This is a genomic window from Kribbella amoyensis (genome assembly GCF_007828865.1).
GTDB classification, from domain to species: Bacteria; Actinomycetota; Actinomycetes; order Propionibacteriales; family Kribbellaceae; genus Kribbella; species Kribbella amoyensis.
The window spans coordinates 1,492,475-1,507,670 of record NZ_VIVK01000001.1; the positions used below are offsets into that span (position 1 = coordinate 1,492,475).

13 protein-coding genes are annotated in these 15,196 nt (G+C 69.9%); 1 reads left to right on the forward strand and 12 read right to left on the reverse strand.

Translation table 11 applies throughout. From position 1 onward, the window contains the following. Positions 1–35: 35 nt before the first annotated feature. The 5 genes from FB561_RS07140 to FB561_RS07160 all read right to left on the reverse strand — a co-directional run bounded on the left by FB561_RS07140 (position 36) and on the right by FB561_RS07160 (position 5,108). Complete coding sequence (locus FB561_RS07140; RefSeq protein ID WP_170284593.1) at positions 36–752, reverse strand: SDR family NAD(P)-dependent oxidoreductase; 717 nt, start codon at positions 750–752, stop codon at positions 36–38. After that, positions 749–1,828: a histidinol-phosphate transaminase gene (gene hisC / locus FB561_RS07145; protein WP_145804281.1), complete on the reverse strand. Its 1,080-nt coding sequence runs from the start codon at positions 1,826–1,828 to the stop codon at positions 749–751. The genes FB561_RS07140 and hisC overlap by 4 nt, the downstream gene beginning before the upstream one ends. Positions 1,829–1,907: 79 nt before the next feature. Further along, positions 1,908–2,780: a dimethylarginine dimethylaminohydrolase family protein gene (locus FB561_RS07150; protein WP_145804283.1), complete on the reverse strand. Its 873-nt coding sequence runs from the start codon at positions 2,778–2,780 to the stop codon at positions 1,908–1,910. Between the two features lie 113 nt (positions 2,781–2,893). Next, positions 2,894–3,514: a PEGA domain-containing protein gene (locus FB561_RS07155; protein ID WP_145804285.1), complete on the reverse strand. Its 621-nt coding sequence runs from the start codon at positions 3,512–3,514 to the stop codon at positions 2,894–2,896. Next, complete coding sequence (locus FB561_RS07160; protein WP_145804287.1) at positions 3,507–5,108, reverse strand: phage tail tip lysozyme; 1,602 nt, start codon at positions 5,106–5,108, stop codon at positions 3,507–3,509. Before FB561_RS07160 ends, FB561_RS07155 begins: the two co-directional genes overlap by 8 nt. 191 nt (positions 5,109–5,299) lie before the next feature. Here FB561_RS07160 and FB561_RS07165 point away from each other — a divergent pair, with 191 nt between their 5' ends. Beyond that, positions 5,300–5,968 carry a GntR family transcriptional regulator gene (locus FB561_RS07165; protein ID WP_145804289.1) on the forward strand — a complete coding sequence of 223 codons (669 nt, stop codon included), beginning with the start codon at positions 5,300–5,302 and terminating at the stop codon, positions 5,966–5,968. 45 nt (positions 5,969–6,013) lie between these two features. Here FB561_RS07165 and FB561_RS07170 read toward each other — a convergent pair whose 3' ends face one another. Genes FB561_RS07170 through FB561_RS07205 form a run of 7 tightly spaced genes read right to left on the reverse strand, consistent with a single transcriptional unit; the run spans position 6,014 to position 15,150 of the window. Next, positions 6,014–8,092 carry a glucosidase family protein gene (locus tag FB561_RS07170; protein WP_145804290.1) on the reverse strand — a complete coding sequence of 693 codons (2,079 nt, stop codon included), beginning with the start codon at positions 8,090–8,092 and terminating at the stop codon, positions 6,014–6,016. Then, complete coding sequence (locus FB561_RS07175; protein ID WP_145812836.1) at positions 8,089–9,318, reverse strand: enolase C-terminal domain-like protein; 1,230 nt, start codon at positions 9,316–9,318, stop codon at positions 8,089–8,091. Before FB561_RS07175 ends, FB561_RS07170 begins: the two co-directional genes overlap by 4 nt. A gap of 5 nt (positions 9,319–9,323) precedes the next feature. Continuing rightward, entirely contained in the window at positions 9,324–10,994 is a 1,671-nt protein-coding gene (locus FB561_RS38510; RefSeq protein WP_238334688.1) for an SDR family oxidoreductase, read from the reverse strand. After that, the gene (locus FB561_RS07190) at positions 10,991–11,929 is read right to left on the reverse strand and encodes a carbohydrate ABC transporter permease (RefSeq protein WP_238334689.1); all 939 of its coding nucleotides are present in this window, start codon (positions 11,927–11,929) and stop codon (positions 10,991–10,993) included. The genes FB561_RS38510 and FB561_RS07190 overlap by 4 nt, the downstream gene beginning before the upstream one ends. Further along, complete coding sequence (locus FB561_RS07195; RefSeq protein WP_145804292.1) at positions 11,926–13,212, reverse strand: ABC transporter substrate-binding protein; 1,287 nt, start codon at positions 13,210–13,212, stop codon at positions 11,926–11,928. Before FB561_RS07195 ends, FB561_RS07190 begins: the two co-directional genes overlap by 4 nt. A gap of 16 nt (positions 13,213–13,228) precedes the next feature. Next, positions 13,229–13,933, reverse strand: coding sequence for a FadR/GntR family transcriptional regulator (locus tag FB561_RS07200; RefSeq protein ID WP_238334690.1), 705 nt, complete (start codon positions 13,931–13,933; stop codon positions 13,229–13,231). Further along, positions 13,930–15,150 carry a DUF4185 domain-containing protein gene (locus FB561_RS07205; protein ID WP_145804295.1) on the reverse strand — a complete coding sequence of 407 codons (1,221 nt, stop codon included), beginning with the start codon at positions 15,148–15,150 and terminating at the stop codon, positions 13,930–13,932. Before FB561_RS07205 ends, FB561_RS07200 begins: the two co-directional genes overlap by 4 nt. Positions 15,151–15,196: the final 46 nt, after the last annotated feature.

Sequence of the window (15,196 nt, forward strand, 5' to 3'; positions counted from 1 at the left end):
TGGCCGCGCGGACCGGCGGCCGCGCGAACCGGCGGTCAGAAGTCGCGCAGGTCGATCGTGCTGCCGGAGTCCAGGTCGCGGTCCAGCAGGGACCACAGCCCGCGGGCGGCCTGGCCGGGACTGACCAGGCGGCCGGACCGGTCGAGGTCGCGGAATCGCTCGACGGCCGGAAAGGCGCGCTCGTCGACCTTGCGGATCTCGGCCTGCATGGCGGTGTCCACGACGCCGGGCGCCACCGAGAGCACCCGGCAGCCGTTCGGCTCGGCACCGACGGTGCGCACCCACTGCTCCACGGCCGCCTTGCCGCCGTTGTACGCCGACCAGCCCGGGTACGGGTTCTTCGCGGCGCCGGACGACAGCAGGATCAGGTGCTTCTCGCAGTCCAGCCCCGCGGTCGCGCGGAGGAAGGCGGCGCCGAGGACCTGGGGCGCGGCCGAGTTCAGCAGGATCGCCCGGGCGTACTCCGCGCTGTCGACCTGGTCGGCCGGGCCGATCGGGACGATGGTGCCCGCGTTGTGCACGAACACCACCCGCTCCCCCGCGAACCCGGCCAGGGCCTCACCGAAGTGCCGCTCCACCCGAGCCCATTCGGCCGGGTCCGCCAGGTCGGCGGCGAAGTGCTCCACCGAACTTCCGGCTGGGGTCGGCCGGCGGGAGATGCCGATGATCCGGGTGTCCTCGGCCGGGATCGCGGCGGCCAGCGCGGCGCCGATCCCGGCCGAGGCGCCCGAGATCCAGACCAGCGACTTCACCGGCGCCAGGACCGGGCGACGCCGAGGAACAGGTCGTTCGCCTCGGGCTCGCCGATCGTGACGCGGGCGCCGTCCCCGGGGAACGGCCGGATCGAGACCCCTTCGGCCTGGGCCGCCTCGGCGAACGCCACGGTGTCGTCCCCGAGCGGCATCCAGACGAAGTTCGCGTGCGTCTCCGGTACGTCCCAGCCGGCCGCGCGGAGTTCGCCGACGACCCGGGTCCGCTCGGCGACCAGCGCCTCGACCCGCTCGAGCAGCTCGGCCTCCGCCTTCAGCGACGCGACGGCCGCCGTCTGCGCGATCTCACTGACCCCGAACGGCAGCGCACACTTGCGGATCGCGGTGATCACCGGCGCGTGGCCGACCGCGTACCCGACCCGGAACCCGGCCAGCCCGTACGCCTTGGAGAACGTCCGCAGCACCACCACGTTCGGGCGGTCGCGGTACAGCTCGACGCCGTCGACGGTCGCCGGTTCGCGGACGAACTCGCGGTACGCCTCGTCGATCACGACCAGCACGTTCCGCGGTACGGCGTCCAGGAACGACACCAGCTCGTCCCGGTGGACCACGGGCCCGGTCGGGTTGTTCGGCGTACACACCAGCACCACCCGGGTACGGTCGGTGAGCGCGGCCGCCATCGCCTTGAAGTCGTGCCGGGCGTCGTCGGTCAGCGGCACCTGGACCGACGTCGCGCCGGTCAGCTGCACCGCGATCGGGTACGCCTCGAACGAACGCCACGCGTAGACGACCTCGTCGCCCTCGGCGCAGGAGGCCTGCAGCAGGTGGTAAAGCAGCGCGACCGACCCGGTCGCGACCGCGAGGTCACTGACCGGGACGTCGAACCGGGCGGACAGCGTCTCGAGCAGTTCGAGCGCGCCCATGTCGGGATAGCGGTTCATCGAGGCGGCCGCCTCGGTCGCCGCGGCCAGGACGCCGGGCAGCGGCGGGTACGGGTTCTCGTTGGAGGACAACTTGTAGGTCGGCCGTCCGTCGGCGCGCTCCGGTGGCTTGCCCGGCTTGTAAGCCGCGACATCGTCCAGGCAGGAGCGGAAGCGGACCTCGTCGTGAGCGGTCATGGCCGCAGGCTAAGCCCTGCGCGTCGCCAGCAGAACCCCACACCCCGCGGCCCGCACCCGCCCCCTGGAGCGAGGCCCGTCAGGCCGGCAGCACGACCTCGCCACCGGCCACCGTCGCCGGGGTGAGGTCGAAGTCGAGCGGGTTGGTCAGGCACCGCGCCGAGCCACCGCCCTTGTGGAACTCGGTCAGGTCGAGCACCACCACCCGCAGTCCCAGCCCGGTCAGGATCGCCCGCAACCGGTCCGAGCAGGCCGGCATGATGATCGTCTCGCCCACCACCACCGAGTTGCCGCTGAACGCGAACGCCTCGTCGTCGGTGAGCACGATCGGCTCGGGCACGATCCCGGCCAGCTCGGCCTGGCTCGCGGCGTCGAAGGCCGGCGGGTAGACCAGCGCGTGGGTGCTGTCGACCGGGCAGAACGGCAGGTCCAGGTGGTACATGCCCTCGTGCGCGATCCGCAGGCCGCGGACCCGGATCCCCCACTCGGTGGCCAGGTGCTTGAGCGCGTCCGCCTCGGTCCGCGGCCCGTACCCGACGACCAGGCTGTCGCCGAAGACGAAGGCGTCACCGGACTCGAAGTGCGGGCCGACCCCGTCGGACCCGGTCCGGCGCAGGTCGAACCCGTGCTCGGTGAACCAGGGCGCCGCGGTCAGCGACTCGTTGCGGCGCGGCGCGAACCGCATGTGCGAGAGCATCGCGCGGCCGTCCACGGTGGCCAGGCCGAGGTTCATCGCGTACACCATGTCCGGCGAGTCGGGGCGCTGGTCGAGCACCTCCACCTCGCCGCCGGCGTCGACGATCGCCTGGCCGAGCGCGTCCCACTGCTTGCGGGTCAGCTCCGGGTCCGGCTGGTCCTGGGTCGACATGTACGGGTTGATCACGTAGTCGATCCGGAAGTGGTCCGGACGGACCATCAGATAACGGCGACCCCACCCCAACGGCTGACCCATGATCCACCTCGCTGCACTCGGGACCGGCATTGACTGATCCCCTGATTGTCCGACAATCCGTCAGTGTGCAGATCAACCCGGCCGGAGTCAACACGAGGTGGTGGAGCGGTTGATCAGCCGGTGAAGCCGGGCGCGTTCTGGTAGACGATCTCGAGCTTGCTCGGGTCGTACCCGTGACCGACCAGCCACTCCTGGGACTTCTTCCGGCCCTCGGAGTCGCTGAGCTTGATGATGAACGCGAGCGTCTCGGGATCGTCCTTGGACTTGCGTGACGCGCCGTAGTTCACCGTGAAGCCAGGCCCGACGTACGGCAACTCCTGCAGGATCGGGTACTTCCGCTGGATCCGCTTGTTCTGCTCGTCGAACTTGCGGCCGCCCTCGGCCTCGGTCTCCAGCACCTGGTCCGGGTGGTTCTTCTCCCACTCCCGGCCGGCTGGTCCGTTCGAGAACAGGAACATCTTCACGGCGACGTCACCTCGCACGTTCACGGTCTGGGTATGGGTCTCGAACCCGTCCCGCTCGCCGACCAGGGTGTGCTCGCCGGACTTGAGCTTGAGGTCGCCGTTCGGGTCGACCTTGACGCCGTCGACGGTGAGGGTGAGGTCGTTCGGGATCGAGCGCACCCGCACGGTGTGCTCGCCACCGCCGCGGAAGACCAGGTAGCCGCCGACGAGGACGACCAGGATCACCACGACCACGCCACTGAGCATCCACAGCCGGGGATTCTCATCCATCCTGCTCGCCGCCTCCTGACTGCTTGATCCGAGCGACCGTGAAGCCGTCGAAGTAGACGTTCGTTGCCTCCGGCACGTGTCCGTGCAGCGACGCCGAGGCCGCGTTGTACGTCTTGCCGTCACCGCCCTTGTAGTTGCCGGTGTAGAGGTAGGTGTGGCCGACCTCACCCCCTTCACTGCCCTTCACCAGGATGTCTCCCGGTCTGAGCTGGTCGACGTCGGTGATGTTGTCGAAGGTCTCGTACTTCGACGAGGCCCGGACGTACTTGAGCTGCTCGCCGGTGCTGCGCCTCTGGTAGTCCTTGTCCACCCCGCTCATCACCATCACCGTTGCGACGAAGACCCCGCAGTCGCTGTACGGATCGATGTCGGTGGCGCCGTTGTACTTCGGCATTGCTTCCTGGTACGACGGTCTGGCGTCGGACCGGTTCTTGCCGTGGCCCGGGGTGTCCCAGGCCAGCCCGAGCGCGGTCTGCACGATGTCGCCGTTGCCCGCGCCGCAGCCGCCACCACCGGCACCGCCCTCGCCACCGCCGAAGATCTCCAGCAGCGCACGGGCGGCGGTTTTGCGCTGGATGTACCGCGGGTTGCTCAGGTCCTCCGACCCGGCGAACCGCTCGAACCACCGGCCGAAGGCGACCGCCGCGTCCTCAACCGTTTTGGTCGCTCTGAGCTTGGTCCCCGCGTCGGCCTCCGGGAGGGGGCCCTCACCGGCGAGCTGCTTCTTGAGGAACTCGAGCTGCCACTCCAGCGACTCGACCTTCTTCTCGTCGTCGTTGGTCGCGGCCAGCGACGGCCGGATCATCTTGCCGGCCGGGGTCCACTGGACGATGCCCCAGCCGAGCGGGGAGTCGATCGCGGCCTTCGCCTTCGTGACCGTCCCGGGCGCGGTGTTCTGCAGCCGGGCCGGCTCGACGCTCGACTCGTGGATCATGTTGCCGACGATGCCGGCCGCCTGCTCCTTGCTGTAGCCGTTCGAGGCGAAGTAGTTGAACGCCTTCTGCTGGTTGTTGGAACCGACCAGCGCGCCCTCGCAGCTGCAGCCGGCACTCGCGCTCTCGCTCGCTTCCTCGCCGATCTGGTCGGTCGGGTCCTCCGGCTCGAGGTCGCCGTCGTCGTCCTTGCGCACCCGCATCTCGAAGTGCAGGTGCTCGCCGTCCAGGCCGGGGCCGTCCTCGGTCCCCGATCCGGACTTGCCGATCTCGGTGCCGCGCCCGACCTTGTCGCCGACGCGGACCGACTTGGACTCGAAGAACTGGTACCAGGTCTCCAGGCCCTCGCCGTGCCGGATCTTGATCCAGTCGCCGTCGGTGGAGACGACCTCGCCCTCCTCGGCGGCGCGGACGGTGCTGCCCTTGCTCACCCGGTAGTCGAGGCCGGTGTGCCTGGCCGTTCCCAGCGGGAGGTAGCCCAAGGCCGGTTCATGCTCGTCGGTCGGCCAGCCGAACGCCTTGCCGGTCGTTTCCGAGGTGTCACACGCCTCCTCGGCACCAGCTGACCCCATCGTGGCGAACAGCATCACGACGACGACGATGAACGGCAACAGGAACCCCAGACCGAGTCCACCGAGGAGCGTCACTGACTTGCCTTGCACGGCTTCCTCCTCCTGCTGTCGGCGGCTCTCCCCGGGCGGGTCAGGGAGACGGGCGGCCGTCGACCTGCTGGGAACAGATTGCCCGAAAACCGGCTCACCAGGTCGAAAGTTATCCACAGGTTGGCCGCCGACCGGGCGAACTCCGGGTGCCGCACGCGACAACGGGGTCCGGCTGGACGAGAATCACCACCATGTACGAACGGCTGCGGGTGGACCGCTCGACCACGGTGGACCGGGTGGTCGACGCCCTCCGCGACGCCCTCTTCGCCGGGGACCTGGAGCCCGGGACGCCGTTGCGTGAGCAGCCGCTGGCCGAGGCGCTCGGGGTGGCCCGGAGCACCGTGCGCGAGGCGATGACGATGCTGGTCACCGAGGGGCTCGCGATCCGGGAGCCGAACAAGGGGGTCAGCGTCGCGATCCTGCACCCGTCCGCGGTCGCCGACATCTGCCGGGCCCGGTTCGTGCTGGAGTCGGCCGGGATCCGGGCCTGGTACGACGCCGACGAGGTGGCCCGGGAGCGGGTCCGGCAGGCGATGCGGGAGTTCGCCGCGACCGCCAAGGAGGGCGCCGACCCGGAGGCGATGACCGAGACGCACCTGGCGATCCACCGCAGCCTGGTCGCGCTGACCGGCAGCGCCCGGCTGATCGCGACCCAGGACTCGATCACCGCCGAGGCCCGGCTGGCGCTGGCCCGGGTCGACCAGCTCCGCCAGGACGCCAAGCTCCAGGTCGCGTCGCACCGCAAGCTGATCCGGCTGCTCGAGAAGGGCGACCTGGACGAGGCCGTGGCCGAGCTGGACCGGCACCTGGCCGGCGCCCAGGAGTCCTTGCTCGAAGCCATCACGACGCCGCCGGCCTGATCCCCGGTCACCCAGGGACCAGGCCGAACCGATCAGCCGCGCTGGTCAGCCGGCCGCGGTCACACCGACCTCGATCGCGCCGGCCGCCGTGACGTCGTACGTGGTGCCGCCGACCCGGAGACCGCGGAGCCGGGCGTCGGGATCGAGGGTCGCCAGTTGCGGGTTCGCGCTGACGCTGCCGTCGAGCCCGATCTCCAGGCCGAACACGCCTTCCAGGATCAGGCTCACCCACGAGCCGGACGACGAGCAGGACCAGTCGATCAGGTACGGGAACTGTGGCGGCGACTTCCGGGCCCCGCCCGCCATCGCCGGTACCGCTTCCTCGACGAAGTGCGCTTGACCACACGGGCCCTGGTTCGCGGTCTTCGCCAGCCCCGGCAGCCAGTCCAGCGCGACGTCACCCCGGCCGAGCGCGAACAGAGCGCGCCCCGCGTCCGCCGGCCAGGCCGGGTACGCGCCGTTCCACTGGTGATCGGGCCGCAGGCTGAAGGCGGCGTCCGCGTCGTACGGGGAGAGTGCGCGCATCCAGGTCGGTGTCTGCAGTTCGCGCTGGAAGAACTCGACCATTTCGGCGCGTTGTGTCTCCGACAGGTCGTCCGCCATCGTCGTGCCGACCAGGTTGAAGTCGTAGCAGTGTCGGACCGGGAGCAGCGTGCCGTCGGGCTGCCGCGCGTGCCAGAAGCCGGCGCCCTCGATGTACAGCTCGTTGACGTGCCCTGCCTGCTCGGTGGCCTCCTTGCGCAGCAGCTCCGCACGGTCGGTGTCCCCGTCCCGGTCGGCCAGCTCGGCGGCGACGCGCAGGCACCAGACGTTCGCCGCGTTGAAGCTGGCGACCTCGTGGATGTAGCTGCTGACGCACTCCATCAGGTTGTCGATGCCGCCGTAGTCGGCGAGCGCGTGGTCCTTGCGCAGCCCCCGCCACGCGGTCGCCCAGTCGTGCAGGTGCTCACCGACCGGCTTGCGGACGGCGTCCTGCCCGACCGGCGTCGCCAGGAACTCGCCGTCCCCGCTGAACCGGACGTAGTCCCGCACCAGTCGCGTCATCGCGAAGTCGTTGACCGAGTACCAGTAGCCGACCGGTCCACCGGTGAGCCACTCGGTCCCGAAGTGCGCGTGCGTGTCGAGGTCGATCCAGTGCTCGATGTGCTTGCGCATCGGGACCGGGTCCAGCAGCGCGTGCGTCAGCGAGGAGAGGCTGTAGTCCCAGATGAACGTCGTCGTCTGCCAGTACCGCGGCATCAACGTGTCGTACGTCCGCCCGATCACGCTGGCCGGGTTGTCCCGGCGGAACCAGATCACCCCGAGGACGCCCCACCAGTACAGCTTGCGCAGTACGTCGCTCGACGTCTCCAGGATCGGCAGCGCCCCACTGAACCCGTCCCCGGCCGGGTCGAACGCATCCGCCAACGCCTTGTCCCAGTGCTGCTCCGCTGCGGTCAGCACAGCCGGTACGTCGGTCGCGCAGGCGTCGTAGTGCTCGCCGCACTCCTCCACCGTCTCGGCGAGGACATGGACGTACTCGAGTCGCCCGCGTCCCGCCTCGTCCAGCGTGACCGTCGTCTCCACCATCGACTGCCCGCGGATCTCACCCTGCCCGGCGAATCCCTGCAGGCTCACCGCGGACCCCGATTCACCGGTCCCCAGCAACGCCACCCGCCCGTCGGACGCGGTGAGCGTGTTCGGTTCGGACGGCGGCTCCGGACGCAACCAGCCACTCGGCGAGCGGGTCGCCGTACTGGCCAGCGCGAACCCGATCCGTACCTCGCGGCCCGGCAGCCCTTCCAGGTCGAGCTGGATTACGACCGCGGGCCGGCCCGGAGCGCAGGCCGTTGTACTACGCAACGACAGCCCGTCGATCGTGGTCGACCGGACCACGTGATCCGGCCGCCAGACGACCTCGACCTCGCCACCGTACGAGCGGGCTAGCCGGCCGTCGAGGTACAGCTGGCCGGTGATCGTGTCGCCGTGCGAGTACGGCGGGAAGTTCACACTCCGGATCGCGAACACGTCGAGGTCGACCTGCGCGGTGCCGAGGAAGTTGGTCAGTCCCGGCGGGTTGAACATGTCGTCGTAGGAGTGGGTGAGGACGTCACTGGCCAGGTCGGCACTGCGCGGGATGGTCATCGGATTCCTTCGGCGGAGGGATCGGCCCAGTCGGTGTTCGGGAGCAGCGGGTACCACCCGGGCCGGGCCGGGTCGCGGTCGTACGGGTAGGGACCGAGCTCGCGGAACAGCTCGGCGTACTCGGCCAGCTTGTCCCGGTCCAGCTCGACCCCGAGGCCGGGCCCGTCCGGGACCGCGATCGCGCCGTCCTCGTACCGGAGCTTGCCCCCGGCAACGATGTCGTCGCGGAGATGGTGGTAGTGCGCGTCGGCCGCGAAGGACAGGTTCGGCACCACGGCGCCGAGGTGCAGCATGGTGGCGAGCTGGATACCGAGCTCACCGGACGAGTGCACGGCCACGCCGAGCTGGAACGTCTCGCACACCCCGGCGGCCTTGATACACGGCCGGATCCCGCCCCAGAAGGTGGTGTCGAGCAGGATCACGTCGACCGCGGGATCGCGGACGTTCGCGGCCAGCTGTTCGAAGTTCACCACCACGGTGTTGGTGGCCAGCGGGATCGAGGTCTTCTCGCGGACCCGGCGCATCCCGTTCAGACCCCAGGCCGGGTCCTCCAGGTAGTCGTTGTCGAGGTCCTCGATCCCGCGGGCGAACCGGATCGCCTCCTCGACCGAGAAGGCGCCGTTCGGGTCGAACCGGACGCGATGCCCGGGGAACGCCTCGGCCAGCGCGCGGAAACACTCCCGCTCGTAGTCGGGCGGGAAGACGCCGCCCTTGAGCTTGTGCACGCCGAACCCGTGCTCGTCGACCAAGGCGCGAGCGTGCTCGACCAGCTGTTCCGGCGTCCGGATCTCGCCGGTTCCGTCGTCGGCCGGGTGCCGGAAGAACAGGTAGCTCGCGAACGGTACCCGCTCCCGCACCTTGCCACCGAGCAACTCGTGCACGGGGATCCCGAGGGCGCGGCCCTGCAGGTCCAGGCAGGCGAACTCGATCGCGGCGAGCAGTTGGGTGCGGTTGTTGTAGAGACTCGCGGTCGGGTTCGCCAGCATCCACCGCAGCGCCTCGGTCCGGGCCGGGTCGTGCCCGACCAGGTACTGCTTGAGCCCGGCGACGGCGTCCTCGGCGCTCTGCCCGCCCCCGCCCATCTCGCCCAGTCCGATCAGGCCGTTGTCGGCCTCGACCTCGACGACGGTACGGACGAACCGGCCCCAGTGCGCGCCGTTGCTGTGCCGCAGCGGTGCTTCGAGCGGCATCGTCACGGTGGTCGCCCGGACGTCGACGATCTTCATCCCGGTCACCGCTCGTCCTCCGGCAGCAGCACGGCCAGGCCGGCGGTCAGTCCGCCGTCGACCTTGAGGTCCGCCCCGGTCACGAACGCGGCCGCGGGCGAAGTGAGGAAATGGATGACGTCGGCAACTTCCGCCGGAGTCGCCACCCGGCCGAGCGGATGCGAGCGGCCCCATTCGGCGACCACCTCGTCGGTCGACCGGTCGCCGGCGAACTCGGCCGCCGAGGTCCGCAGCATCGGCGTGTCCACCGACCCCGGGCAGACCGCGTTGACCCGGATCCCGTCCGCCGCGTGATCCACGGCCATCGCCCGGACCAGCGACAGCAACGCGCCCTTGCCCATCGAGTACGCCGCGACCCCGTGTTGCGCGGCGTACGCCTGGACCGACGAGACCACGACGACGCTGCCGCCGCGGGGGAGCAACGGTACGAACGCCTGGCAGGCGAAGAACACGCCACCGACGTTGACGGCCATCACCTCGTCGTAGACCGAGTACCGGGTGTCGACGACGGTGCCGTACCGCTGGACGCCGGCCGCGCAGACCAGCGCGGACAGACCGCCACCCGCGAGCGCCTCCGAGACCTGGCCGGCCACTACCGCGAGAGCCTCCCGGTCACCGACGTCGACGCGCAGGCCGGTGACCTGGTCGCCGAGCTCGGCGGTCAGGGCGGCCAGGGCGTCGGCGTCCCGGTCCAGGACGAACACCCGGGCGCCGGCCCGGACGAAGCGCTCGACCGCGCCCCGGCCGATCCCGGCGGCGCCGCCGGTCACCACCACTGCGCCGGGTCCGTCCTCCACCACGCCGCCACCAGGGGTGGCGTGCGGTTGCTGTGCCATAGAGATCCTCCGAGACCAGAACTGCCCGAGGGCGAGGCCCCGGGAGAAGAAGCGTTGGGCGGCGAGGAAGAGCACGACGGTCGGCAGCGACACCAGTAGGCCGCCCGCCAGGACGGTCGGCAGCGCGGCGCCGCCGTACGTGCTCTGCAGTCCGGTCAGTGCCGGCATGATCGGCCGGACCGAGTCGGACTGGCTCAGCGTCAGGCCGAGCAGCAGGTCGTTCCATACGAACGTCGCCTGCAGGATGAAGATCGCGGCCAGCGCGCTGCCGGCCATCGGCAGGTAGATGCTGCGGAAGATCCGGAACAACCCGCCGCCGTCGACGATCGCCGCCTCGAACACACTGCGGGCGATGCCGGTGAAGAAGTTCCGCATCACGAACGCCGAGAAGGGCACGCTGATCGCCGTGTACACGATCACCATGCCGAGCTTGGTGTCGTACAGGCCGGAGCTGGCGTAGCCGGAGAACAGCGGCATCAGCACCATCTGCATGGGAAAGATCGTGCCGCCGAAGATGAACACGAACCACAGGAACCCACGGCGCAACCGCAGCACCACGATCGCGTACCCGGCCGCCGCCCCGATCAGGACGGCGAGCACCGGCGCGACCACGGAGTACAGGGTGGTGGCCAGCAGGGTCCCACCGAGCGCGGCCTTGTCCCAGGCGTCGGCGAAGTTCGCCAGCAGCGCGAACCCTTCCGGCTTCCAGACGGTGCCCGCGTCGTACCCGTCGACAGGCTTGGCCGCGTTCACGATCAGCAGGTAGACCGGGGCGAGCCAGATCAGTCCGAGGACGACGAGGACAGCCGTCCGGATCGGTCCGGAGGAGGTGTTCTTCATCGGGTGTCCCCGTCCGCGAGCTGGTAGCGCAGGTAGAGCACCGACGCGGCGAACGTGACCAGGCTGAGGAACAACGCGATCGCCGCGCCCTGGCCGTAGTCGTTCAGCACGAAGGTCTCCTTGTACATCGACAGTGCGAGCGTCTCGGACGACGTCCCGGGGCCGCCCTGGGTCATCACCCAGACCACGTCGAAGGTCTTCAGGCTGCCGACGATCGACAGCCCGATCACCACGGTCGTGATCGGCCGGAGCTGCGGCCACAGGTGGTACCGGAACAACCGGAACCCCTCGGCACCGTCCAGCCGGGCCGCCTCCAGCGGTTCGGCCGGGATGGACTGCAGGCCGACCACGAACAGCAGCGCGTTCACGCCGGCCGCCTGCCAGGTCACCGCGACGATCATCATCAGCGTGTTACCCGGCCCGGCCTGCAACCAGCCGGTACTCGCGCCGGGCAGGCCGAAGAACCCGAGCGCCTGCCCGAGCGCGCCGTCCGGCTGCAGCACGAACCCCCAGATCACGCCCACCGCGACCCCGGAAATCGCGTACGGCAGCAGGAACGGCAGCCGCAGCCACGTACCCCAGCGGTGCCCGTACGTGAGCACCGCGACCAGCAGGCCGAGCACGACCGGCAGTGTCACCATGCCGACGACCCACAGCAGCGTGTTGGTCAGCGCCCCCACCAGGTCCGGGTCACTGAACATCGCCTTGTAGTTGGTCAGCCCCACCCAGATCGGCGAACCGAGTCCGTTGTACTCGGTGAAGCTGATGTAGGTGGTCCACAGGAACGGCAGGTACAGCAGCAGCGCGACGATCCCGGTGGCCGGCAGACCGAACAGCGGCGCGACCCGGGATCCGGTCCGCGCGCCCTGCGCGTTCCGGACCGGCCACTGCGGCTTGCTGGTCCGTCGGACCGGACTCTGGACGGTAGAAGTCACTTCTGCTTGGCCCAGTACTTGTCCGCCTCGTCCTGGATCTTCTGCAGGCCCGGCATCGGGTCACCCGGCTTGGTGACGAACGCGCCGAACACCTCCAGCGCCTTGGTCGCGACCGGCACCGGCGTCGCCTCGAACCAGCGGTTGATCAGCCGGTACCCGTCGCCGCCGACGTCCTTGTTCAGCGTGGCCAGGCCCGGGTCCTTCACCTCGGCCTTCGGGTTGAAGGACAGGTCGCCGCGCGAGTTCGCCCACGCGGTCTGCGCCTGCGGGGTGACCCACCAGTCCGTCCACTTCGTCACCGTCGAGGCGTGGTCGCTCTGCGCGGCGGAGCAGACCGGGCCGGTCTCGAAGATCATCGAGGTCTTCGGCAGCGCCGGGTTCACGTTCGGGATCACGAAGAAGTCGTAGTCGGTGCCGGCCTTCATCTTCAGCGTGTTCAGATTGCCGCTGAACCAGGTGCCGAAGTTGATCATCGCCACGTCGCCGCTCTTCAGCTGGGCCTGCGGCTCGGTCTTCGAGCCCGGGTCGCTGAACAGGCCGGCGTCGAGCATCTTCTTCCAGTCGTTCATCACCTCGACCACGCCCGGGTCGGTGTACTTCGCCTTGCCGGCCGCGAGCGCGTCGTACAGGTCCGGGTCCTTGCCGGCCAGCAGCGTCTCGAACCAGACGAAGCTGAACAGAATGTTGGTCTGGTAGAACGGCTTCACCCCGGCCGCCTTCACCTTGTCGGCGACCGCGAGCAGCTCGGTCCAGGTCTTCGGCGTGGCGGTGATCCCGGCCTTCTTGAAGACGGCCTTGTTGTAGTACATCACCCAGTAGCCGGCGTTCAGCGGCACGCAGTACTGCTTGCCGTCGAAGGTGAAGTACTGCTTGAGCTGCTCCGGGATGTTGCCATCCGCAACGGCCTTGGTCCACTGGTCGGTGGTCTCGGCGACCAGCTTCTGGTCGACCAGGTCCTCCAGCTCCTTGCCGGTGTGCCAGCTGAACAGGTCCGCCTTCTCCTTGGTCCGGAACGACGACCGGACGAACGCGGTGTAGGCGTTGGAGTCGGAGTAGCCGACCGGCTCCATCCCGACCCCGATGTCCTTCTTGCTCGCCGCGCCCACCTGGACGAAGGCTTCCTTCCAGCCGCCCTTGTCGTTGTAGAACTTCAGCGAGTCGACGGGCTTGTCCTCGCCCTTCGCCGCCGGGGATCCGCCGCCGCCGCCGCAGGCGGACAGCGCGAGCGCCCCGGCCACCGCGAGGGCGGTGAGGGCGGTCGTTCGGTTGGCGATGCGTGCCATGGGTGTACCTCTCAGCTCAGGGGTGCCGTACGCGGTCGTTGATGACGGCGAGCACGCCGTCCAGATGTTCTCGGGTGAGCCGTTCGGCCAGCTCCGCGTCGCCGGCCGCGACGGCCGCGTGGATGGCCCGGTGCTCGTCCAGGTCGGTCTGCGCCTCACCGTGGATGTGCAGGATCTCCAGCTGTTCGCGCACGTTGACGACGGTGACCGACTCGACCACCTCGGCCAGCGTCGCGTTGCCGGACGCCTGCGCGAGGTTGCGGTGGAAGTCCATGTTCACCTCGGCCAGCCGGGCGTGGTCGCCGCCGGCGATCAGCTCCTCGGCCGCGGCCAGGTCGCCCGCCATCCGCGTCAGCGCCGCGTCGTCACGGACCCGGGCGGCCAGCGCGGCCACCGGCGGCTCGATCAGGGCGCGGGCCTGGAGCAGCTCGACCAGCCGATCGGCCGACGGGGTCGGGGCCAGCGGATTGGCCAGCACGAGCCGGCCGATGTGCGGACCCACGTACACCCCGGACCCGTGCCGCAGCTCCACGGCACCGGTGGCCTCCAACCGGCGCAACGCCTCCCGGACCGTCGGCACCGCCACCTTGAACCGATCGGCCAGCGACCGGACCGACTCGAACTGGTCACCGGAGACCAGCTTCCGGTCCGCGATCAGGGACAGCATCGACGTGGCCAGATCGTCGAGCAGACTGCGCCGGGCGACGCCGGGCGTACTCACCGCGGTCCGTCCGGGACCAGGGTGACGCCGACGAACCGCGGCCGGTAGATGCTCACGTCGGCGTACAGGTCGTTGTTCGAGTCCAGGCTGTTCACGTTGTAGCTCACCAGCAAGGTCGTCCCCCGGCGCAATTGCGGGTGCTCGTGCGAGTTGTACGTGATGATGTCCGCGTCGCCGTAGCTGCCGGACGCACCCGTCTCGGGGGTCTTGTAGAGCTCGACCTGGTTCACGAACGGGCCGGTCGGCGAGCAGGAGAAGTACCCGACGACCTTGTCGCTGAACAGCTCGGTGGTGTCGTGCGTGACCAGGAGGTACCCGTCACCCCACCGGGTCACGCTGTGCTCGTTGGCGACCCCCTCGAGGATCCGCGTCGACGCCTTCTCGTCCGCGGACCAGCCGGACCCGGTCCAGTACTGCCAGGGAGCCGCGGTCAGGTCGTCACCACGGACCCGCGCGACATGCTGGTACTTCGACGAGCCGAGGTCCTCGACGCCGTAGACGTAGGTGTACGCGCCCTCGCGGAGCAACCAGGCGGACCACTGGATGTTGGCCGACGACGGCAACGGGATGAGCTTCTGCAGCTTGAGGGTCTTGCTGTCGAACCTGGCCAGCGAGTTGCTCGCCCAGCGCCAGTCCCACTGGCCCGTCCCGGTCCGCTCGAACCGCAGCGCGACCACGTCGAGATTGCGGCCCGCCTTGCTCGTCCCGGCCGCGCCGAACCAGTACCAGCCGTTGTCGGGCGGCGGTACGAGCCCGGTCGGCTTGTCTGCGGTCCCGCCGGTGACGGTCTCCAGGGTGTTGCCGCGCTGGACCATGAACGAGTTGTTGATGAACGGCGTCGTGGTCGGGCGGGAGCCGTCGGGGTTGACCGGGCCGAGGAACGTGTCGGAGAAGATCCACGCCGTCCGGCCACCCCGCAGCGGTACCGAGTACGTGCTGTCGGCGCCGGTCCAGCCCTTGCCGGTGTCGCTGTACGCGTTGAAGAGGCTCTCGGGGGCGGCGTTCGGCTGGGCGCTCGCCTTCCAGGAGGTGCGGACGGTCGCGCAGTCCTGCCCGGCGGCGGGGGCGGCGAAGGGGTGCACCCGGCCCGCCGCCTCGGTGGTCGGGCGCGGGAACGTGGCAGCGGTCGCCGTCGACAGACCGGTGACGGCGGTCAGCGCCGTGACACTCAGGGTGACGGCGGCCCAGCGGCGTCGTGACTTGTTGTCTCTCACCATGATCCTCTTCGGCAGCGGGTGACCTGTAGGAAAATGATCTGATCAC

Excerpts from the sequence above, each read along its gene's own strand:
- hisC (WP_145804281.1), bottom strand. The coding sequence starts at position 1,828 with ATGACCGCTCACGACGAGGTCCGCTTCCGCTCCTGCCTGGACGATGTC.
- FB561_RS07150 (WP_145804283.1), bottom strand. The coding sequence starts at position 2,780 with ATGGGTCAGCCGTTGGGGTGGGGTCGCCGTTATCTGATGGTCCGTCCG.
- FB561_RS07155 (WP_145804285.1), bottom strand. The coding sequence starts at position 3,514 with ATGGATGAGAATCCCCGGCTGTGGATGCTCAGTGGCGTGGTCGTGGTG.
- FB561_RS07165 (WP_145804289.1), top strand. The coding sequence starts at position 5,300 with ATGTACGAACGGCTGCGGGTGGACCGCTCGACCACGGTGGACCGGGTG.
- FB561_RS07170 (WP_145804290.1), bottom strand. The coding sequence starts at position 8,092 with ATGACCATCCCGCGCAGTGCCGACCTGGCCAGTGACGTCCTCACCCAC.
- FB561_RS07175 (WP_145812836.1), bottom strand. The coding sequence starts at position 9,318 with ATGAAGATCGTCGACGTCCGGGCGACCACCGTGACGATGCCGCTCGAA.
- FB561_RS38510 (WP_238334688.1), bottom strand. The coding sequence starts at position 10,994 with ATGAAGAACACCTCCTCCGGACCGATCCGGACGGCTGTCCTCGTCGTC.
- FB561_RS07195 (WP_145804292.1), bottom strand. The coding sequence starts at position 13,212 with ATGGCACGCATCGCCAACCGAACGACCGCCCTCACCGCCCTCGCGGTG.
- FB561_RS07205 (WP_145804295.1), bottom strand. The coding sequence starts at position 15,150 with ATGGTGAGAGACAACAAGTCACGACGCCGCTGGGCCGCCGTCACCCTG.